Source organism: Bordetella tumbae, from assembly GCF_965139195.1.
In the GTDB taxonomy this organism is placed as follows: Bacteria; Pseudomonadota; Gammaproteobacteria; order Burkholderiales; family Burkholderiaceae_B; genus Bordetella_A; species Bordetella_A tumbae.
In genome coordinates this window covers 725,835-747,090 of the sequence record NZ_CBCSJH010000001.1, presented here as the reverse complement: position 1 = coordinate 747,090, position 21,256 = coordinate 725,835, and the positions used below count along the sequence as shown (strand labels likewise).

At 59.5% G+C, this 21,256-nt stretch carries 18 protein-coding genes; 9 read left to right on the top strand and 9 right to left on the bottom strand.

What is annotated here, in order from left to right; translation table 11 throughout:
• The first annotated feature begins 268 nt into the window (after positions 1-268).
• The 3 genes from ACNA0J_RS03560 (at position 269) to ACNA0J_RS03550 (ending at position 3,095) form a co-directional block, all read left to right on the top strand.
• A complete protein-coding gene (locus ACNA0J_RS03560) occupies positions 269-1,543 on the top strand; it encodes a flavin-dependent oxidoreductase (protein WP_415816441.1) in 1,275 nt (424 codons plus the stop codon).
• Positions 1,530-2,012, top strand: a complete 483-nt coding sequence (locus ACNA0J_RS03555) for a DUF3237 domain-containing protein (RefSeq protein WP_415816439.1) — start codon at positions 1,530-1,532, stop codon at positions 2,010-2,012. Before ACNA0J_RS03560 ends, ACNA0J_RS03555 begins: the two co-directional genes overlap by 14 nt.
• A 117-nt stretch (positions 2,013-2,129) precedes the next feature.
• Positions 2,130-3,095 carry a Bug family tripartite tricarboxylate transporter substrate binding protein gene (locus ACNA0J_RS03550; RefSeq protein WP_094823441.1) on the top strand — a complete coding sequence of 322 codons (966 nt, stop codon included), beginning with the start codon at positions 2,130-2,132 and terminating at the stop codon, positions 3,093-3,095.
• Positions 3,096-3,277: 182 nt separating this feature from the next.
• Here the strand turns inward: ACNA0J_RS03550 and ACNA0J_RS03545 are convergent, their stop codons facing one another.
• Positions 3,278-4,555 carry an MFS transporter gene (locus ACNA0J_RS03545; protein ID WP_415816436.1) on the bottom strand — a complete coding sequence of 426 codons (1,278 nt, stop codon included), beginning with the start codon at positions 4,553-4,555 and terminating at the stop codon, positions 3,278-3,280.
• Between the two features lie 189 nt (positions 4,556-4,744).
• Here ACNA0J_RS03545 and ACNA0J_RS03540 point away from each other — a divergent pair, with 189 nt between their 5' ends.
• A complete protein-coding gene (locus tag ACNA0J_RS03540) occupies positions 4,745-5,473 on the top strand; it encodes an ArsR/SmtB family transcription factor (RefSeq protein WP_415816434.1) in 729 nt (242 codons plus the stop codon).
• A gap of 9 nt (positions 5,474-5,482) precedes the next feature.
• Here ACNA0J_RS03540 and ACNA0J_RS03535 read toward each other — a convergent pair whose 3' ends face one another.
• From ACNA0J_RS03535 to ACNA0J_RS03525, 3 genes are read right to left on the bottom strand one after another with little or no spacing between them, the layout of a single operon-like run.
• The gene (locus ACNA0J_RS03535) at positions 5,483-6,445 is read right to left on the bottom strand and encodes a tripartite tricarboxylate transporter substrate binding protein (RefSeq protein ID WP_415816432.1); all 963 of its coding nucleotides are present in this window, start codon (positions 6,443-6,445) and stop codon (positions 5,483-5,485) included.
• 37 nt (positions 6,446-6,482) lie between these two features.
• Complete coding sequence (locus tag ACNA0J_RS03530) at positions 6,483-7,505, bottom strand: NAD-dependent epimerase/dehydratase family protein (protein WP_415816430.1); 1,023 nt, start codon at positions 7,503-7,505, stop codon at positions 6,483-6,485.
• Between the two features lie 5 nt (positions 7,506-7,510).
• Positions 7,511-8,986, bottom strand: coding sequence for an aldehyde dehydrogenase (locus ACNA0J_RS03525; RefSeq protein ID WP_415816428.1), 1,476 nt, complete (start codon positions 8,984-8,986; stop codon positions 7,511-7,513).
• A 92-nt stretch (positions 8,987-9,078) separates the two neighbouring features.
• Between ACNA0J_RS03525 and ACNA0J_RS03520 the strand changes: the two genes are divergently transcribed.
• Positions 9,079-10,029, top strand: coding sequence for a LysR family transcriptional regulator (locus ACNA0J_RS03520; RefSeq protein WP_415816426.1), 951 nt, complete (start codon positions 9,079-9,081; stop codon positions 10,027-10,029).
• A 258-nt stretch (positions 10,030-10,287) separates the two neighbouring features.
• Here ACNA0J_RS03520 and htpG read toward each other — a convergent pair whose 3' ends face one another.
• Positions 10,288-12,186, bottom strand: coding sequence for a molecular chaperone HtpG (gene htpG, locus ACNA0J_RS03515; RefSeq protein WP_415816424.1), 1,899 nt, complete (start codon positions 12,184-12,186; stop codon positions 10,288-10,290).
• Positions 12,187-12,529: 343 nt separating this feature from the next.
• On the opposite strand from htpG, the gene ACNA0J_RS03510 reads away from it, so the two are divergent.
• Complete coding sequence (locus tag ACNA0J_RS03510; protein WP_415816422.1) at positions 12,530-13,927, top strand: uracil-xanthine permease family protein; 1,398 nt, start codon at positions 12,530-12,532, stop codon at positions 13,925-13,927.
• Between the two features lie 18 nt (positions 13,928-13,945).
• Here the strand turns inward: ACNA0J_RS03510 and ACNA0J_RS03505 are convergent, their stop codons facing one another.
• Together ACNA0J_RS03505 and ACNA0J_RS03500 are read right to left on the bottom strand one after the other, a co-directional pair.
• The gene (locus ACNA0J_RS03505; RefSeq protein ID WP_415816420.1) at positions 13,946-14,410 is read right to left on the bottom strand and encodes a hypothetical protein; all 465 of its coding nucleotides are present in this window, start codon (positions 14,408-14,410) and stop codon (positions 13,946-13,948) included.
• A gap of 1,405 nt (positions 14,411-15,815) precedes the next feature.
• Complete coding sequence (locus ACNA0J_RS03500) at positions 15,816-16,511, bottom strand: hypothetical protein (protein WP_415816418.1); 696 nt, start codon at positions 16,509-16,511, stop codon at positions 15,816-15,818.
• A gap of 871 nt (positions 16,512-17,382) precedes the next feature.
• Here ACNA0J_RS03500 and ACNA0J_RS03495 point away from each other — a divergent pair.
• Positions 17,383-17,544 (top strand): helix-turn-helix domain-containing protein, encoded by a 162-nt coding sequence (locus tag ACNA0J_RS03495; protein ID WP_415816416.1) that lies wholly within the window; start codon positions 17,383-17,385, stop codon positions 17,542-17,544.
• Between the two features lie 25 nt (positions 17,545-17,569).
• Here the strand turns inward: ACNA0J_RS03495 and ACNA0J_RS03490 are convergent, their stop codons facing one another.
• A complete protein-coding gene (locus ACNA0J_RS03490) occupies positions 17,570-18,349 on the bottom strand; it encodes an SDR family oxidoreductase (RefSeq protein WP_415816414.1) in 780 nt (259 codons plus the stop codon).
• 67 nt (positions 18,350-18,416) lie between these two features.
• On the bottom strand, positions 18,417-19,559 hold the full coding sequence (locus ACNA0J_RS03485; RefSeq protein WP_415816412.1) for a PrpF domain-containing protein: 1,143 nt from the start codon (positions 19,557-19,559) through the stop codon (positions 18,417-18,419).
• Between the two features lie 188 nt (positions 19,560-19,747).
• On the opposite strand from ACNA0J_RS03485, the gene ACNA0J_RS03480 reads away from it, so the two are divergent.
• Together ACNA0J_RS03480 and ACNA0J_RS03475 are read left to right on the top strand one after the other, a co-directional pair.
• Positions 19,748-20,104 carry a Zn-ribbon domain-containing OB-fold protein gene (locus ACNA0J_RS03480; protein ID WP_415816410.1) on the top strand — a complete coding sequence of 119 codons (357 nt, stop codon included), beginning with the start codon at positions 19,748-19,750 and terminating at the stop codon, positions 20,102-20,104.
• Positions 20,105-20,108: 4 nt separating this feature from the next.
• A complete protein-coding gene (locus ACNA0J_RS03475) occupies positions 20,109-21,245 on the top strand; it encodes a thiolase family protein (RefSeq protein WP_415816408.1) in 1,137 nt (378 codons plus the stop codon).
• Positions 21,246-21,256 lie beyond the last annotated feature (11 nt).

Here is a 21,256-nt window from a genome sequence, read left to right as displayed (position 1 = left end):
CGCCATGAGTGAAATAAAAAAGGAACTACACACTACCGCAGACGGGAGTCTAGCGCTACATGCCGCCCGACAAGCGCGTGAACCGCCCACGGATGACAAGACCTGATACTTCGATGAATCCAGGCTCCCGCGGCCCGTCCTCGGCCTCCAGGCCCACCCCATTACGGGTTAGTCCCAGTGCCGACTCTCACGCCCAATTTGTTATGGTACATAACAATATAAAATTCGTGCGTGAGCGACGAAGGTAAGTCGGAGAGAGAGAGACTTTATGAATATCGTGATTGCCGGCGGCGGCATAGGTGGACTGACGCTGGCCCTGATGCTGCATCAGCGAGGCATCAACTGCCGCGTCTATGAAAGCACGCAAGAACTGCGCCCATTAGGCGTGGGCATCAACCTGCTGCCGCATGCGGTGAACGAACTGGAACCGCTGGGTCTGCTGGACACGCTCGCCGAACACGCCATCCCCACATCCGCCCTGCACTACTACAACAAGTTCGGCCAAGCCATTTGGCAGGAACCGCGTGGCCTGAAAGCAGGCTATCCGCAGCCTCAATTCTCGATACATCGTGGCGAATTCCAGATGTTGCTAGCCGAGGCAGTACGCGCGCGCCTGGGTCACGATGCCATCGTCACAGGAATGGTGTTGGAGTCGGCCGAGAATGACGGCACCACAGCGCGCGCGCATTTTCGCAGCCGCGCCGACGGCTCGTTGCATACCGCAGTGGGTGATGCCGTAATCGGCGCCGATGGCATTCACTCGGCCCTACGCAAACAGTTTTATTCCACCGGCGACGAACCGCGTTTCTCCGGTCGCATGCTGTGGCGCGCAGTCACCGAGGCGGCGCCGTATCTGGATGGCCGCACAATGTTCATGGCGGGCCATCAGGATCAGAAATTCGTCTGCTATCCGATCTCGGCGCCCTTGTATCGGGAGGGCCGTTCACTCATCAACTGGATCGCCGAACTGGCCATTCCAGACGCGACGCTGCCCGCCACCGATTGGAATCGCCGCGTCGACAAATCCGTCTTTGCCGATCGATTTTCCGACTGGCGCTGGGACTGGATCGATATTCCCTCGATCATCGACGGCGCACAGGCCATCTATGAATTCCCGCTGGTGGACCGCGATCCCCTGCCACGCTGGACAAAGGGCCGTCTCACCTTGTTAGGCGATGCCGCGCATCCCATGTACCCCATCGGCTCGAACGGTTCAGCCCAAGCCATTCTGGATGCCCGCTGCCTGGCCGATTGCATCAGCCAAGCCCAGCAAGGCAAAGTACGCGCGTTAGAAACCGCTCTGCTCGAATACGAAGCCGATCGCCTGCCGCGCACGGCCGGTATCGTATTGCGCAATCGCCTGAACGGCCCAGAGCAAGTCATGCAAATGGCCGAAGAGCGCGCCCCGCAAGGCTTTGCCAACATTGCCGACGTCATCCCCGAACACGAACTGCAAGCCGTATCGCTGCGCTACAAGCAGCTGGCGGGATTTGACCCCGCCGCACTGCGTCGCCATACCGGAGAAAAAAATGAGCACCGTTAATCCAACCGAGCCCACGCCTCCGAAACTCGAACACCTCGCCACGCTGCACGTACAAGTCGGCCCGCCGCAAGAGGTCGGCGACACGCCACAAGGCCGCCGCCGCGTCATTCCGATTCTGGGCGGCACTGTCACAGGCCCCAAGCTCAACGGCACCATCCTGCCCGGCGGTGCGGATTTTCAGTCGATCCGTTCGGCCACGTATACCGACATTCACGCACGCTACGTCATCGAAACGACCGACGGTCATCGCGTGTATGTCGAGAACACAGGCATCCGCACCGGCAGCGCCGAGGACATCGCGAAACTGGCCCGCGGCGAAAAAGTCGATCCGTCGCGCATCTACTTTCGCAGCTATCCACGATTCGAAACGGCCGCACCCGAACTGAGCTGGTTGCACGAACAGATTTTCATCGGCACCGGCGCGCGCTTTCCTGATCATGTTGAGTTGTGCTTTTACCGGGTTTGCTGAGAAAGCTTGGACGGCTCTACCAGCCGCACCCATCGCCGCGCTCAACACCCCGTTCCATCAATACTTACGCCACCAGCAACGTACTGGCAGCTCACATCACCGACACGGAGACATCCCATGCCATCCCCCTTGCGCCGACTGCTCGTCACAGCCATGCTGTGCTTGCCCGCCATCGCCCTCGCACAGTATCCCAACGCGCCCATTCGTCTGAACGTCGGCTTCCCGCCCGGCACAGGACCTGACATCGTTGCACGCACGCTCTCGCAACAACTCGGCGAGCGCCTGAAACAAAGCGTCGTCGTAGAAAACCGCGCGGGCGCGGGTGGCCAGATCGCCGCACAAACCGTCGCGCGCAGCCCCGCTGATGGCTACACCCTGCTGTTAGGCGAAGTCGGTTCCATCAGCATTTCACCCGCCACGTACAACAACCTGAACTACGACCCGGCCAAAGACTTTGCGCCCATATCCGAAGTTGTACGCGCCGATTTCGTCCTGGTCGTGCCGGCGACCTCGCCCTATCAAACGTTGGCCGACTTCATCAAAGCCGGCAAAGCCTCGAAAGACCGCGTGAACTTCGGCACATTCGGCGCGGGCACACCGGGCCATTTTGGCGCTGAACTATTCGCACGCGAAGTCGGCATGCAAATCGAACCCGTCCATTACCGATCCACCGGCGACGCCGTGTCCGGATTAGTATCCGGCAGCGTACAGGCCGAATTTGTCACCACGGCCTTGGCCGCGCCGCAGGTAAAAGGCGGCAAAATGCGTGCCCTGGCTATCACTGGTGCCAAGCCGTCCAGCGCATTGCCTGGCGTGCCGACCTTTGCCCAGGCCGGATACGGCAAAGTCGATTTCGGTGCGTGGTTCGCTCTGTTTGCCCCAGCAGGCACACCCGCAGACATTCTGGATCGTCTGCAAACAGAAAGCGCCGCTGCGCTACGCACCCCCGAGGCCGCAAAAACGTTAGGAGATGCAGGCTTTATCGTGGTGGGATCCACGCGCCAAGATCTGCAACGCCTGCTAGACAGCGAAGCCAAACGCTGGTCCGCCGTCGTCAAGGCGACAGGATTCAAGGCTAATTGATATCTAGGCGGACGCAAAGCGTGGGAGTCAGCTTTGCGTCCAGCAACGGGCTTCGCGAAACTGCCGCATTGTCATTTGGCACCGCTCGAGCATGCCGATACCACATTTTCCTGTCGTCTCGCATCCTGCCTGCCGCCGCCATTTACCCGCAGCCCATTGCCAATCGCATCTCCATCCGCGCACTAATCCAGCACCCGACGCCGGCCTAGCAAAAATACGACGGCAGCAATCAGCTGAATCACCATCGCCGTCGCAAACAACGCACTTGCATGATGGACCATGCCCGCCGACACATCGACCGTAGGCCCCTGCAACACACCAAAAATAGCCGGCGCAAACGCATAAGCCCCCTGGCTGATCGCCACAATCAGCGCCACCACACGCGATACATCCTGCGATGCAAAGTCCGTTTGCGCGATCAACGGGGGCAACGACGTAGCATTACCGATCCCCGCCCCCAACAACACCACACCTAGCACCAGAGGCCAGACAGTGCCTGCAGGCGCACACAACAACACCGCCGAACCCAGCGCCTGCATGCAGTAACTAGCCGCCGCGATCGTGCGTCGATCTCCCACATATCCCATCGCCCGAGCCGCCACCATACGGCCGATAATGGCGCACGCCGTGCCGCCCCCCATCAACCAACCTGCCGGTTGCGCACCGAGCGTCGGCACCAATAGCTTGAACAGATGCGCCAGCAAACCAATCTGCGCAAACAAGCCGATCGCCATCCCTAACGACAACGTGACAAAGGCGCGATCCCGCCATAGCGCCTTGCCCGATAGCACGCCACGCGCTGATGACGGGGTCTTGTTCACCGTCTCGTGCGCGACCGCCTGGCCATCCAGCGATTGCCCCAGGGTTTGCGGCGTCTTGGAAAAAACCACGACACTCAACGCCGCGATGACAGTGATCATCACCACGCCAACCAACGCCGCTGCCGCAGGAAAGCCCAGGCCTTGTATCAGCGCCACCCACAAGGGCGCAAAAATCGCCCCGCCGATACTCGCGCCGTTATACGCCTTGGCCAGCGCAGAGGGCCGGCCCACGGCGTACCAACGCGCAATCACCGCATTGACTGCCACCGCCCCCATCATCACCCAGCCCGAGCCGCTAACCAGGGCCGCCACCAACAATTGCCACGGTTGCGCAGCCATCGCCCAGCCAAACACGCCCAGCGCCGTACACACCGCCCCCAAAGCAATACTCGGCGCCAATCCCAACCGAGCGTGCACCCGCGGCAAATTCGCCACCACCAATGCACCGAACAAAAAATGCACCGTCACTGCCGTCGACACCCATTGCAACGACCATCCCGTGCGCGCGATCACCTCGGCCAGATAAATCGAAGGCCCGTAAAAACCCACGCCCCAGCCGAACATGGCCAGCACAAACGCCGCCCTGACCACCCAGGGCCCGAAAAAGCGATACTGCGGCAAGGCAAATTCGTTAACCATCACGCAAACGCTCCAAAGAGTCAGAGCCCACACTGTGCCGTGTGTCGACGCGCCTATGCTACGGCCCAGACCGTAGTATCGTCAGCAGAAAAATTGCTAAGCTGACTGAAACCCGCAGATGAGGTTTATCACGGGATTCATCACGAGACGTATACCGGACCTATCACCAGATTCATCACAGGAGCCGTCATGGTCAGCACCGCCTCACTCGCCGAAACCGCCGCCCTCATCGGCGACCTGGCGCGCGCGAACATGCTCGCCGCCCTGATGGACGGCCGCGCCCTGACCGCCTCCGAGCTCGCCCATATCGCAGGCATCTCGCCTCAAACCGCCAGCGGGCATTTAGCGAAGCTCACCGATGCAGGGCTATTAACCCGGGAAAAACAAGGCCGCCATCATTATCACCGCCTCGCTACCCCATCGGTCGCCCGCATGTTGGAACAGATCATGTCGGTATCCATTGAGCGCGAACAAGGCGCCGCGGTGCGAGGCCCCCGCGTCATCACCGGCCCGCGCGACAAGGCTCTGCGTTACGCCCGCACCTGCTACGACCATCTGGCCGGCGAAATTGCCGTCGCGATCACCGACGGCATGATCGAAGCGGGGCATATCGAATTGACGGCAGAAGCCGGAGCGCTCACCCCCAAAGGCATCAATACCCTCCAATCCATAGGCATGGACATCGACGCGTTAACTGTCAGCGCCATGCGCGGCAAATCCCATCGCGTATTCTGCCGCGCCTGTCTGGACTGGAGCGAACGCCGCCACCACCTGGCCGGCACACTTGGGGCGGCGTTGCTGACCCACTATATCGAGCAGGATTGGGTACGACGGCTGGACGGCACGCGTGCGGTAGCCGTCACCCCTCGCGGGCAGGCGGCCTTCGAAAAGACATTCAAACTACCGCAAAGACAATAAACCTCGCGCTCATTCCACCCACGGCGTCTTGGCCCAGATCTCACGCAAACGCGCATCATCGCCCTTTAGCCGCTCTTGCCACTGCGGTCCATCCAGATAATCCATCTCCGTGAACTGTTGCTTCATCTGCGCCTGAAACTCCGGATTCGCGGCCACTTTCTTCAATGCTTCACGCAGTTTCTCCGACACCTCGGGGGGCAGACCCTTTGGAGCCACGATACCGCGTTCAGAGGCAAACACGAGGTCTACCCCCAACTCCTTGAACGTGGGCACATCCTTCCCCAGCGGCGACCGCTTTTCACTCGCTTGCGCCAGCACACGCATATTCTTGCCGTGATACGGCATGACTTCACCGAGGTTGAGTCCCCCGATCACCGTATGCCCGCCCAACACCGCACTGCGCAACGGGCCAGCACCGTTATAGGGAACGTGGTTCAACTTTGTGCCAGTCAAACTCTGGAACAACACCAACGCCAGATGATCGTCGGTGCCCACCCCGGTAGATCCGTAGCTGATCGTCCCGGGTTTCGCCTTGGCGTCGGCGATCAGGGATTCCAATGTCTGATAAGGGCTGGTGCTCGCCACACTGAATGCGCTCGGATCACGAACCAGGTTCGCCAAATACGTGAAATCCGCCGTCGTAAAACCTGCATCGCGCTCAATAGGCAATGACACCAAGCCCGGCATGTTCGTCATGGCAAGCGTGTATCCATCAGGCTTGGCACGTGCGACATATGACAGCGCAATCGCGCTGGATGCCCCGGGCTTGTTCTGCACTACAACCGTGGTCCCCAATTCCTTTTCCAGATACACAGCAAGCGCACGCGCCGTGAGATCCGTGCCACCACCGGGCGCAAATCCCACCACCAACTCAATAGGCCGATCCGGCCAAGCCCAAGCCGGCATCGCGGCACACAGCACCGCCGCGGAAAATACGGCACGCACGAACGTCTTGCATGAACGGAACATCATTTGTCTCCTGATTATGAATAAGAATTAGGGCACAACGCTAGCGAGACTCCTGCGCCTCACGCCAAGCCAGCAACCTGGCGACACCCTCGGCCATACCGACCTTGGGCTGCCAGCCGATATGCTGGCCTGCCAGATCGTGCGGAATATGAAACGCACCGCCCGAAGTCAGACGCACCGTGCCGGGGGGATCCGGTTTGATTTCAGGTTGCAGATCGCTCTTGCAATAGTCCAGCACCAGACGCACCAACTCACCCGTCGTAATAGGCTCGGGCCCCGACACATTCACCGCCACATCCGTCGCCGGGCTCTGAAATGCAGCGACGTTGGCACGCGCAACATCGGAGACATGCACAAAATGCTTGGTATCAGTACCATCACCCGGCAGCACGGGACGCTCGCCTTTGCGCACGCGATCATAGGTCTCCATGATGTAGAGAGAATTCGCGGCGCGATAGTGTTGCCGTTCACCATAGACCGTGGAATAACGAAGCACCACGTAATCCAGACCAGCCTTTTGATAGTACTGACGGCATAGCTGTTCGCCCATGATCTTGGACGCGCCATACAGAATCGCCGCGGGAGGCGCCCCCACCGAATGGAACGGTCCCGTTTCCTCCAACGCGCCGACAATGCCTGTGCCATAGCCATAAACGGCATTGGACGATGCAAAGACGATCTTTTTCACCTTGTTGGCGCGGCACGCTTCCAACATGTTTTGCGCGCCACGCACGTTCACGTCCACCGCCTGCCAAGGCGTCTGCGCAAATCCCAGCGTCATATAGGCCGCCAGATGCAGCACCCCATCAACGCCCTCAGTGGCAGCCAACAAATCCGGCAGGCGCATCAAATCGCCACGCACCAGTTTCACACGAGGATTGTCTTGCAGATGCGCGATAGCCTCCGGCGTGCCAAACGCGAAGTTATCCAGCAGAATGACTTCCTTTACTCCGGCCTCCAACAACGCATCCGCAGTGTGCGAGCCCACCAAGCTGGCCGCACCAGCAATCAAAATACGCGAATCCGCCAACGACAACGCGGCGTTCTTTTTTTCAGTACTCATTTTCTTTACAGTCCCATAGGTTTTTCGTGCATGCCCCAGTACAAGCTCTTGATCTGGCTATACAGGCGCAGACCATGCAGGCCTTTCTCGCGTCCGATGCCGCTGTCTTTGAACCCACCAAACGGCGTTGCGATATGCGATTGCTTGTATGTATTGATCCAGACCGAGCCCGCCTCGATCTCGCGCGCCACGCGCCATGCGCGAGCGTAGTCACCGGTCCACATGCCGGCGCCCAGTCCAAAGGGCGTGTCATTAGCCTGCTGAATCACATCGCCCTCATCCTCGAACGGCAACGCAACCAGTACCGGGCCAAAGATTTCCTCTTGGCACACACGAGCCTTGTTACCCAGCCCATCGATCACGGTAGGCAGATAAAACCAGCCATTCGCAAGCTCGGCACGATCCGGCACAGATCCACCGACCAATACGCGGCCGCCTTCTGCGCGCCCGATATCCACATAGCCTGCGACCTTGTCCCGATGCGCACGCGATACCAACGGCCCCATCTGCGTAGCCGGATCGTCGGGCAGACCCACGCGCAACTGCTGTGTGCGAGCCACCAGCGTTTCCATGAACTGCTTGTAGATAGACTTCTGCACAAACAGGCGTGAGCCCGCCACACAACTCTGCCCCGCAGAGCCAAAAATCCCCGAGATCACGCCCGCGACAGCACGATCCAGATCGGCATCGTCAAACACAATATGCGGAGACTTTCCGCCGAGCTCGAGCCCGACAGGGATCAACCGCTGACCGGCAATCGCGCCAATCGCGCGCCCTGTCTCGGTCCCCCCTGTGAACGACACCATGCGTACACCAGGATGCTTGACCAGCGCCGCGCCCACATCCTCGCCATGTCCCGGCAACACCGTCACCAGACCTTCCGGCAATCCGGCCTCGTCGCAGATGCGGGCCAATTCCAGCGCCAGTTGCGGCGTTTCCTCAGAGGGCTTGACCAGTACCGCATTACCCGCCGCCAACGCAGGCGCAACCTTTTGCGCCTCATTCATGATCGGAGAATTCCACGGCGTAATCGCCGCGACCACGCCAAATGGCTCGGCCAGTGCCATGGAAAAATATTCCCCACGTGGCGAGGTCATCTCGTTCTGCCATGTCTCGCACACAGCGGCGTAATAACGAAAATGCCCGGCCGCACTGTCGACCATATTCAGGCATTCTTTCCAGGGCTTGCCGCTATCCTGCATTTGCAGACGTGCGAGCGGCTCTCGCTCTGCCGACAGACGCCGGCCGATCTCATACAAGGTGGCCGCGCGCTGATCCGGGCGCAGCTTGCGCCAGGGCTTATGCAAAAAAGCGTCCCGCGCAATCTCGACAGCCGTGTCTACGTCTCGCGGCAATGCGCGTGTCACGATGCCGGCAATACTGCCGTCGGCGGGATTGATGGAGGTGATGACGGCGTCGCCGTCCTGGCTACGGCGCCAATTGGCGCCCAGCCGAAAAGGCTTGTGGCTTGATGCGTCCATAACGTCTTTGAATCCGAGAGTTCTTCGGTGACGTCATCATGAGCCGATCAATTATTAGACACAAATAGATATTTTTACCCTATTATTAGCTCATGGCTATAAATATCAAATACCGCCCTCTCAAAGCCTTTTTGCTGGCCATACACACCGGCTCGTTCACCCATGCGGCCAATCAACTGGGCGTCACGCAGCCGTCGTTCACCGCACTGATCCAGGACCTGGAAGAAGTCCTCGGCCTGCGCCTGTTCGAGCGCACCACGCGCGCCATCAGCCTGACCTCGGCCGGTGAAGATTTCTATTCACGCATTCAACGCCCCATTGCCGACCTGGAGGAGGCCTACCGCAGCCTGGCAGACCTCGCTGCCGTACGACGGGGCAACGTTGCATTGGGCGCCCTGCCCTCGACCGCATTGACCTTGCTGCCTACCGCCGTGGGGACCTTGCGTCAGGTGCACCCAGCGTTAAAGGTGAGAGTCGTCGAGGCCCACAACGACGAATTGCTCGCCATGCTGCGCACCAACCAGATCGAGTTTGCGGTCGCTGCGCAGTCAGAGCCCGCCCCCGATTTGACCTTCACTCCATTGGCGGAGGACTGCTTTTGTGCTGTGTTCCCTGCCGGTCATCCCTTGGGCCATGCGACTCGCATGCTGCACTGGCGCGATCTGCTGCAATATGACCTGATCCTGCTGTCCCAGGGATCCAACGCGCGTCAACAATTCGACCGGGCCGTGCGAGAGGAAGTCGGCGCCGCCATCACTGCACTGCGTTATGACGTCACCAACATGGGCACAGCAGCGGGCATGGTGCGCCAGGGATTAGGCGTCAGTGTGTTGCCACGCATGGCATTGCCGGAATTGAATCTGACGGGGCTATGCTGCGTGCCCCTAGGAGACGCATCAGCACGGCGCTATATCGGTGTGCTTCATCGGCGCGATCGATCACTGTCTCCTGCTGCGCAGGCGCTCATCGCGCAACTCGAGGCTGCGCTCAACAGCATTTCACAACAGCTGTTGCCGTTGCCGGCACTTCCCGACTCGGACTGAAGTCCATCGATAGGTCGCGACAATATCCCGTGGACATCTTGCGTTATTTCTGAGATAGCGTTCCCACAAGATGGCCCTACTAAAAAATACGCGGCGTCGTTGGCTCGACTGTTCACTCGCGGCTAGCGTGCCGTTCAGATTCGCCCCATGCCTGGGACGAGCCGACAACAAAACACCCCTATGCGATTGAATTCACATCCAACCACATAGGGGTGACCTTGCTAACGCGCCTCTGCTTCAAAAACAGAGGCCGCCCACTTACTTCAACAACAACGCATTCAACCGCTTCACAAACGCCGCCGGATCCGCGATCTGCGCGCCTTCAGCCAACAACGCCTGATCCAACAACAGACGAGCCCATTGTTCGAACTCGCTATCGTCAGCATCACGCACACGCGTGATCAAGGCGTGTTCGGGATTGATCTCCAGCACCGGCTTCACATCCGGCGCCTCTTGGCCCGCGGCCTTTAGCATGCGCAGCAAATGCGGGCTGAGCTCGTTCTGCCCCACCACCACGCACGCCGGCGAGTCCACCAGACGCAGCGTCACGCGCACCTCTTTTACCTGATCCGCCAGCGTCTCTTTCAAACGCTCGACCAAAGGCTTGAAGTTTTCCTCGACCTCGGCCTGGTGCTTTTTCTCGTCCTCGTCCGCCAACTCGGCCAGATCCAGACCGCCTTTGGCCACCGACACCAACGACTTACCATCAAACTCGCGCAGATACGACAACATCCACTCGTCAACGCGATCCGACAACAACAGCACCTCGATGCCCTTCTTGCGGAAAATCTCCAGATGCGGGCTGTTGCTAGCCGCTGCAAAGGTATCAGCCGTGACGTAGTAGATCTTGTCCTGGCCTTCCTTCATGCGCGACACGTAATCGGCAAACGACACGTTCTGGATCGCATCGCCCGTGTGCGTCGAGGCGAAACGCAGCAGCTTTGCAATACGCTCGATATTGCCCGCGTCCTCGCCCGTGCCTTCCTTCAACACCTGGCCGAATTCCGTCCAGAACGTCGCGTAGTCTTCGGCCTTGTTCTCGGCCATATCTTCGAGCAAGGACAGAATGCGTTTCGCCGAGCCCTCACGGATCGCACGCACATCACGGCTTTCCTGCAAGATCTCGCGCGACACGTTCAACGGCAGATCCGCCGAGTCAATCACCCCACGCACAAAACGCAGGTACGACGGCAGCAGTTGCTCTGCATCGTCCATGATGAATACGCGCTTGACGTAGAGCTTCACACCGCGACGACCATCACGATCCCACAGATCGAACGGCGCGTGCTTTGGCACATACAACAGCTGCGTGTATTCGCTGCGCCCCTCGACGCGATTGTGCGTCCAGGCCAGCGGGTCGTCATAGTCATGCGAGACCGTCTTGTAGAACTCGCGATACTGTTCGTCGGTGACATCGCCCTTGCTGCGCGTCCACAGCGCATTGGCCTGGTTCACCGTTTCCAGTTCTTCGGTCTTTACCTGTGCGCTCTTTTCCGAATCCCAGTCTTCCTTGAACATGCGGATCGGCAGCGAGATATGGTCGGAATAGCGGCGCAGGATCTCGCGCAGTTTCCAGCCATTGAGCAGCTCGTCTTCGTCCTCGCGCAGATGCAGCGTCACGTCCGTGCCGCGCGTGGATTTTTCCGCTGCGGCGATGTTGAACTCGCCCTGGCCGTCGGATTCCCAACGGATAGCGTCGGTGCTGCCCGCACGACGGCTGACCACCGTGACCTTGTCCGCCACGATGAACGACGAATAAAAGCCCACGCCAAACTGACCAATCAGTTGCGCGTCTTTCTGCTTGTCACCGGTCAATTGCGAGAAAAACTCACGCGTACCCGAGCGTGCGATCGTACCCAGATTGGCGATCGCCTCGTCGCGCGACAGGCCGATCCCGTTATCCGAGATCGTGATCGTGCGCGCGTCCTTGTCGTAGTCCACCCGGATCGCCAGCTCACTATCACCATCCAGCAGCCCCGGCTGGTCAATCGCCTCGAAACGCAGCTTGTCGCAGGCATCCGACGCGTTAGAAACCAGCTCGCGCAGGAAAATTTCCTTGTTGCTGTAGAGCGAGTGGATCATCAGGTGCAGCAGTTGCTTTACCTCGGCCTGGAACCCCAGGGTTTCAGAATTGGAAGACGTGGCGGTTTGGCTCATAGTTTTAAAGGTCAGAAAAACGAGAGGAAAATTGGACAGCCCTGCGAATCTGATCGGATGCCCAAAAACCGGGAAATCCGCGCAATTCGCCAGGACGAAACCTGAGAAACCCCACCCATATGGGGGTGATGGCCAGGGTTTCAAGACCGCCGTCAGGCGGGGCCTGGGCGAGACCGACCTCTAAATCAGCCCTTTTTTGAGCCTTTTTGTGGTTTTTCCGGCATCTTTCCCACGCAAAACTGCCCTGCGAGCCCTAAAAACAGGCATTCCCTCGGACATACCGCCCCCTGCCTCGCTAAAATCCTGCCCATTCCCATTTTCCCCAGCCGGCCGGCGCCCGCTCATGCAACCTGCCTCTCTCACCCAAACCGCCCCTCACAGCGCTGCGGACGACGACGTCCCTGCGCACGACCTGGTCTACGGTCCCGACGACCGTCCCGCGCCGCCAGTCGCCTTTGTCGCCGCCCTGCAGCACCTGCTGGCCATCCTGGTGCCCATCGTCACCCCTGGCCTGCTGATCTGCCAGGCCCTGGGCGTCAGCGTCCGCGACACCACCCTGATCGTCTCCATGTCGCTGGTCGTCTCCGGCATCGCCACCTATATCCAGTGCCGCCGATTCGGCCCGCTGGGCGCGGGCCTGCTCATCGTGCAGGGCACGAGTTTCAACTTCGTCGTGCCCCTGATCACCGCCGGCTCGGCCATGGTCAAATCCGGCACCCCGGTCGAAACGGTGCTCGCCACCATGTTCGGCGTCGTCATCGCGGGATCCTTTGTCGAGATCTTCATCAGCCGCATCCTGCCGTTCGTCAAACGGCTGATCACCCCGCTCGTCACCGGCATCGTCGTCCTGTTGATCGGCCTGACCCTCATCAAAGTCGGCCTCATCAGCATGGGCGGTGGCTACAACGCCATGAAGGACGGCACATTCGCCAGCGCGGAAAACCTGACCCTGTCCGGCCTGGTCCTGGGCACCATCATCCTGCTGAACCGCCTGCCCATCGTCTGGATCCGCAGCACGGCGCTGGTCATCGCGCTGATCGTCGGCTACGTCGCCGCCGCCTACATGGGACGGCTGGATTTCACCGGCGCGCGCGAGGCTGCGCTGTTCCAGATCCCGGTGCCGCTGCATTTTGGATTGGGATTCTCGTGGTCGCTGTTTGTGCCCATGTTGATCATCTATCTGGTCACTTCGCTCGAGGCGATCGGCGACGTCACCGCCACCAGCAAGGTTTCCAAGCAGCCTGTCGAAGGTCCCCTGTGGATGCAGCGAATCAAGGGCGGCGTGCTGGTCAACGGCGTGAATTCGCTGCTGGCGGGCGTGTTCAACACCTTTCCCAGCTCGGTGTTTGCGCAGAATAACGGCGTGATTCAACTGACGGGGATCGCCAGCCGACACGTAGGGATCTGGATTGCCGGCATGCTGATCGTGCTGGGGCTGTTTCCTGCCGTGGCTGGGGCGCTGCAAGCCGTGCCTGAGCCGGTGTTGGGTGGTGCTGCCATGGTGATGTTCGGCGCCGTCGCGGCGGCGGGGATCAATATCCTGGCGAGTATTCAGCTGGACCGCCGGGCGTTGTTGATCATCTCTGTGTCCCTGGCTCTGGGGCTGGGGGTATCGCAGGTGCCGGAGATCCTGTCGCATCTGCCGCATGCGCTCAGCAGTGTGCTGGAGTCTGGGGTAGCTACGGGCGGGATCTGCGCGTTGGTGATGAATTGGTTCTTGCCTGAGAGAAAGCGGGCGTAACCGCGAACGGAGGAATTGCTAATCCCTCTTGGCAATCGCGCGCGCCTTTGTATCGCGCAGGCGGTATTCCAAGACGGTCTGCTGATAGTTGCCGGCAGAAACACGGCGCACGCTGACGACGCCCGCCTCGCTGATCAGCCAGTATTCCCCGTCGTTATTCCAGTCACCATCGCACAGCACGACTTGCAGTTCGCGCGCCGTGCCGCCGCCCAACGCCGTACCGGTGTAGATCTGGTCGCATTGGGCGACCGGCTCGACGTGGTGACGGCCCTCGATCACATGTAGCTCCAGTACAGACCGGGGGCTGCCTGGGATACGCGTGTTGTTAGTGCCGTTGTTTGCCTTTAGATAGGCTACAGGGCCGGTGTTTCCAGAGGTTGGGGGCGTCGGTGGGGTTGATGAGCAGGCACCCAGCATGACTATCGCCAGCACCGCCAAAAACCGACACGGCGACGAGATCGATGGCGAATTGCTGCGCTTCATATTACTCAGGCTTCCTCTGTTGACGGCGTGACGGTCTATGGGCATGTATGGCGAGCCCTCGCCGTCCAAGTAGGCTTTATAACGCGCCAAGCAACGATCCATTGCGATTGTTGTGAATATTTGACATAGGTGGAGGTGAATATTGCGTAGTGCGCGCCGAAGAGTTTCACGTCTCGCTGACGAGAATTGGGGCGAGCTGACATTTTTTTAAAAACAGCATACAATCGCTGTCTTCGCATCTCCCGCAGCAAGTCATCAGACTGCTCGCGACCTCCTAGCCCGGGTGGTGAAATTGGTAGACGCAGGGGACTCAAAAATAGGGACTTCTACCTATTTGCAACATGAGTCAAATGCTCGCCAAGCCGCATGGGGCAAGGATTTGAGGGATTTGTTGGCGCCGGAACAGAAAGTTCGCTTTTTGCTCTAGGAGCCAAATAGGAGCCAAGCCAGTTCGTACTGGCTCCTAGTAGGTAGTAGTACGAGGTAGTGCAGTAGGACTGCTTCACAATTTTGCCCGGGTGGTGAAATTGGTAGACGCAGGGGACTCAGACCAAATTTGAGCCCTCCGGGGGAAACCCCAGAGGTGAAGCCCGTCAAACTCGGCGAAGGCCCTGGACGATCAGTCCGAGCTAATACCGAGCCAAGCCCTGGAGCCGAAAGGCTCCTCGGAAGGTGTAGAGAGCAGACGGCGGGCACCTAAGGCATAGCGGTAATACGCGATGCTATGGTGAAGGCGTGCTCCAGACCACGAACGCCGTTCTTCGGAGCGTCGGCGGCGAAAGCCGAAGTGGGAAGAAAATCCCCCGCCGCAAGGCGTGCCGGTTCGATTCCGGCCCCGGGCACCAATTTCGAAGGCCGTTTCTGTATTTGCAGAGACGGCCTTTTGTTTTTTTCGACCTATGGAATCTGAAACCGAGATCAGAAGGCAGTTGCCTAGCGAGAAAAGCCACTTTTCGCGTGGCCGGCGGCGTTAGAATTCTCGGTTCAGAGCGTCCTTTATCACTGTATTCTCCAGCGTCATATCCGCCTGCCCGATCACATCATTGTGGCCGATAATGCGACGATATTCTTTGTCGAACGAGGTCTGCTATTGTCGAGGGGCTTTAACCACCCTTTTGCTGCGCGTTGGGGTGGCTTACCTTGTCATTCACCGTACCACGGCGTGCTCAGCGTTCAAGGGCGGTGCCTGTGAGCAGGTTGGAGGACTCTGATCGTCCGGAATCCTTGATCGCTTGCGTTTCGCCGTGCTGGCTACGGTTTATGGGCAATGTTCCCCGTGTGGCCGGGGCACGATGATGCTGCCACTCTTCACATGCTATGAGAAGGCGCACTAGCCGCTCAGGCTTCTTGTACCGTTCGCACCGCAAGCGGACGACTTTTCAAATCTCGTGACGCCAATTCGCGATTAGTTCTGCTTTGCAAAAGCAAACTCTTCTGCATGCCAAGTCAGAAAACATTCTAACTCTTGTTCGGTATGCCGATGCCCCGGAAATATGCTCTTCCATAGAACGTAAAAATACAAAGCAACCATGCAAATGACGAAAATAAGTAGGGTCCATCCGGACTTCATCAAATATTCTTGGGTACTCAGGGCTAACAATAAGCCTGCGACAAAAGAAACCACCGTGCCGGCCACAGAATCCAGTTTTGGCCTACGACTTTCGTGCAGTTTCGCCTCTATAACTAGCATTCTCTTCACTCTATCTATCGTGTTTAAGTCTATCCCTTCGCTCTGCAACTGAGCTCGAAACATCAGATAGCGCCGAAACCGATAATTCAGCCCGAAGTAGCGATCTAGCTGTCCATATGCGTGGCGAAGAGGATGACGATCAATAACTCGACAACGAAAGATCCAAATTCCCAGCACGCCAAAAATTAATGCCAATCCAAACAGCCAACGATCATTCAGCCATACGCAACCAACGCCCAGTGAGATAAAAAGCACGGAAAGACCTATAAAGCACCAGCGGTCGCGCCGTTTCGAGGCGGCCCACGCCGCATGGACCGCCCGCCAACTAGAGGCCTTTCTAAAGGCGTTCATCACAACTACCGCTGGCTCCAATGCATGGCGCAATGAGGCGTCAGACAGCATGGCCATCATAAATCTCCAAAATTAATCAATGTAGAACGGAGAACTCGAAAGATAAAGTTTGCCCCTCGGCTATCGCTCATCGTGCGGCCCGTCAGTGATTTGCGGTCATGGTATGCGGCATATTAAAAATTAGCTTCTATCGATGATTTTGGCAAAGCTTTCAAGATGGTCCCGAATACCCTCCACTCCAGCGTGCGAACTGGAACAACCGACGGAAGTCGCCCGTCGACATACTAAGCAACAGGGACAAGCAGCACAGTCGCCGCAACCGCTTGCCAGAACGTCTGTTCAAATAGTGGAGTCACCCATTTGTGCCCATACACATACAAATGATAATCAGCTTTTCCCCAATTAACGGAGGATGAACACTTATCAGGCCCGGTTACTCAGGTTCTTCCCCATAATCAATGGAATGGACGCTCTCATATCCCAAGCAGCCACCAACCTTCGCGTGTTCAGGCAGACTCCTGACAATGTGACCGTGCCGCCGGTCGGCATGCTCTGAGGCAATCGTTACGGCCACCGACCGACCCAGTCGTCCATCGTTGGTCGCTGGTCACGCACAAACAAGACCTGACACCGGAACAGGTTCAGGAGAACTTGCGCAAGGCTTTCGCCAAGATGGATGGGCACGGCAAAGAAGCATACTGAGCACGATTACGCGCACTCGTGCGCCAGGCAGAGATCAGCTGCGCAGCAGGTGACTGGCTTTTGAATGGGACGTCACCGCAACGCGCTGCTCCACTGCCCTCGCACTGGTGCACCTTGCGCATCAGCCCGATGTTGAGCGAGATGATCCCGTACATGGCAGGGCACACTGAACAGGTTGTGCACATCACTGACCGGCCTGAGTTTTGGGTGCTAGCGACGCCAACTGCACATGATCATGGCGTTGCGGGAACTGTCTGGTGGGGCGACCGTCCAGCAAGTGGCCTACGACCTGGGCTACGAGTCGCCTTCTGCCTTTATCACGATGTTCAGGAAAGCGTTTAGAAAGCCTCCTGCGACCTACATCAACGACCGGCTTCAGGCCGGCGGTTGAAACGCGCCCGATCTGCCTGAAGCTTTCATCTGTAGGCGCGGGCGTGGGTCACGCCGCCATCCACCACCACGGTGGCGCCCATCACGTAGTCGCCGGCTCGCGAGGCCAGAAAGATGGCCGCGCCCGCGATGTCTTCCGCCGTGCCTATGCGCTTGGCGGGAATGTGCTCAGACAATTTCTCCCCGTGGTCGCGCGCGTTGCGGTTCATCTCGGAGGGAAACGCGCCGGGCGCGATGCCACTGACCCCGATGTTGTCCTGGGCCAGACGCAGCGCCATGCGCCGCGTGAGGTGGATCAGGCCCGCTTTGCTGGCGACGTAGGAATAGTTTTCCTGGGGGTTAAGCCCGATGCCATCGGTCGACGCGATGTTGATGACCTTCCCCACACGGGCTTGCGCCGCAGCGCGCAGCGGTTCGGCCAGCGCCTTCGTCAGAAAGAAGGGCGTTTTCAGGTTCAAGTCCACCACCTTGTCCCAACCGTTCTCGGGGAAGGCATCAAAGTCTTCACCCCAGGCCGCCCCGGCGTTGTTGACCAGAATGTCCAACGTGGGTTCGTGCTGAGCGTAGGCAGCGGCCAAAGCCTCGCAGCCGGCGATCGTGGACACGTCATAGGGCAACGAGACACAGTGGCCGTGCTTAGCCAGCTCCTGCGCTGCCAGATCACAGGCCTCGGCCTTGCGAGCGCTGATGTACACCCGTGCACCCTGGGCCAGAAACCCTTCGGCGATCATGCGGCCGATGCCTCGTGAGCCGCCGGTGATCAATGCCGTGCGCCCCCGTAGAGAAAAGAGATCCTGGGTGTTCATGGAGAAGCTTTCGTCATGGTATTCATCCGCATCAATGTGCTTCTCGGGTCAATTCCCATCTACGGAATCAGATGGTTTCGAGCAGGGCGCGCCGCACGTAAGCGGTGCCGTCGAACAGGCGCCGGGCTGTGCGGGAGAAGTGCACTTCGCGCACCGTCCAATCGTCTTTGGCGGTGTGTTCCACATTCGCGTAGATCTGGATCACCCCGCTCGGATGGCCGATGCGGATGCGCGCCGGCCCCGCATGGGCCCCTCGCGCTTCAGCCGGAATCGTCCCCGCGATCTGCGCCGCGACGGAAAGGCAAACGGAGCCGCCGCCCGGGAATGCCTTGTGCATTGCCCCCCCATGCAGAACCATCCGCGCGACGAAGTCAATCTCTGATGCCGCGACGGCGCGGTCGGCGATGGTCCGGTAGTCTTGCGCTTGGCCGATGAGGACCTGGTAGGGCGTGAGGATGCCTTCAGCGGGCAGATGGCAACGATCGACCGCCCACCGCCTAACCTCCTCGGCCATCTCGTAAATGTCGGGGCTGAGCTGGCCGGGCAACTCCTTGCCGGTGACACCCAGATCGGCCGCACGGATGAACACACAGGCCGTGCCCACATCCACGACCGAGACGGGGATGTCGCGACCGAGTCTGGACACATGCACCCAGTCCCGTGCCTGGCCGGTGGGCAACAGCTTGCCTGTGGTGGCGCCGCTGGTGCCCGAGTAGTCCAATGCGACCTCAGCGCCCGTGCCAGGTACCCCATCCACCTCACTGTCGCCTTCCACGCACGGCTCGCCGTCCGCACACTGCACCACCATCCGCAGGATCTTCCCGGTGTTGGTGTTGTGCACGCGCACAGTGGTGACCGGTTCCTGCACAGGGATCAAGCGCTCCTGCAAGGCGTAGACCCCGGTGGCGGATGAAATGTTGCCGCAGACGATCTCAAAACTCACGGTGGGCTGGTCGATGCCAATCTGCACAAACGTGTAGTCGATGTCAGCGTCCGGTCGCGAGGGCGGTCCAATGATGGCGCATTTGCTCGTCAAGATATCGGCGCCGCCGAGTCCATCGATCTGACGCACATCCGGGCTACCGAACAGTGCGAGAAGGAATCTCTGACGTGCCTGCGGGTCGGTGGGCACGTCCTGTTGCGCGAGAAAAACGGCCTTGCTGGTACCACCGCGCATCATGGTAACCGGCACGCGAATTTGTTCTTTCATTGCTTCAGTATGCATGTCCACCTGCCAGCCGTCATTTCAGTTCGGCTGGCCATTCTTTAGCGGAACTGCAAGCTTTGCATGCTTTAGCGCAGCTAAAGTTTGCAAAGCAGAACTCCAGTGACCACTTGGTCATGAATACCCTATGCTTCCTGTCGCCGTGGCAAGCACTGCACGAACAGGAGATACTTTTGAAGATCATCAAGCGAACGGGATCTCATTTCCGTGAAACCGCTGGCGGCATGGTACTGATTGCAGCCCACGCTGTCGGACAGTCGCCCCAATTCCCGCCGATTGAATTCGTTCACAATGATCAGGAGGCCGAGGACATCGAGCTCGGGCCGACTGGCTCGCTCTACAGCTTCACCGTTGTTCACCCTGGGAAGGATAAGTCGCCATATGGCTTGGCCATGGTCGACTTTGAGCCTGGCGTGCGCGCATTCGGACGGCTGCTTTTCGATACCCAGCCACCCGCCATCGGAAGCCGCCTACGTGTGGTGCCCTTCACGTTGCCTGACGGCACGCCCGACTACGCCTTCCAGGAGTGATGCCATGAAACAACCCCTGATCACCGGTGTGGGCATCACGGATTTTGGCCGCTTTCCTGAGTTGACCGAAGAGGTCATGGCCCAGTCGGCCATTCTTGACGCCTTGGCAGATGCGGATACGCCTCTTTCCGAGGTGCAGGCGTTCTATTGCGGCAACGCACTCGGCGCCTCGTTGCCGGGGCAGCGCACGTTGCGTGAACTGCATGTCAGTGGCGGCGCTGTCTACAACGTGGACAACGCCTGCTCGAGCGGCGCGACCGCACTCAACCTCGCCTTGCAGGCGCTCAAGGTCGGGCAGTACGACACAGTTATGGTGTTCGGCATGGACCACCTGAGCAGCCTCGGAGGCGGGCCGCTGCAGCTTAGCCAGAAGGACTGGAACAACAGGCGCGGCATGATCATGCCAGCTCTGTACGCCATGCGCGCGAAGCGCTACATGCACGACCATGGCCTGAAACTGGAGACGCTGGCGGACATCTCGGTCAAGAACCGAAAGCACGGGGCGCTGAATCCCATCGCCAAGTTTGCGAAACAGGCCACGCGCGAGGAGGTGCTCGCTTCGCGCCCCGTGGCCGATCCGCTCACGCTGCTGCAGTGCTGTCCCGCCGTGGTGGACGGGGCAGCGGCGATCGTGCTCAGCACCCGACCTCCGAAGGGTGTTGCAAAGCCGGTGCGGGTGCTGGCGTCCGTGGTGCAGTCCGGCCTGTTCGAAACCACGCCGGTTGACATGACCGAGGCCGAGATCACGGCACGCGCTGCCCGACTCGCCTATGAGCAGGCCAGCATCGGACCGCAGGACCTGAGTCTTCTCGAGGTCCACGACGCGTTCACCATCTCCGAGTTGCTCTACTACGAAGCGCTCGGGCTTTGCGCCCGTGGTGACGCCGCAGGCTTCTTGCAAAGCGGCGCACCCGCACTGGGCGGACGGGTACCCGTCAACCCGAGTGGCGGACTCATCGCCAAGGGGCATCCCCCGGGTGCGACCGGCGTTGCACAAATCGTGGAGGTGTGTGAACAACTGCAAGGCCGTGCGGGAGCGCGGCAGGTGCAGGGCGCGCGGATCGGTCTCACTCAGGTGACCGGCGGCGGCATCTGGGGAGTGGACCACGCAGCCTGCTCAATCAACATTCTGTCGCTCTGATGGCAAACAGC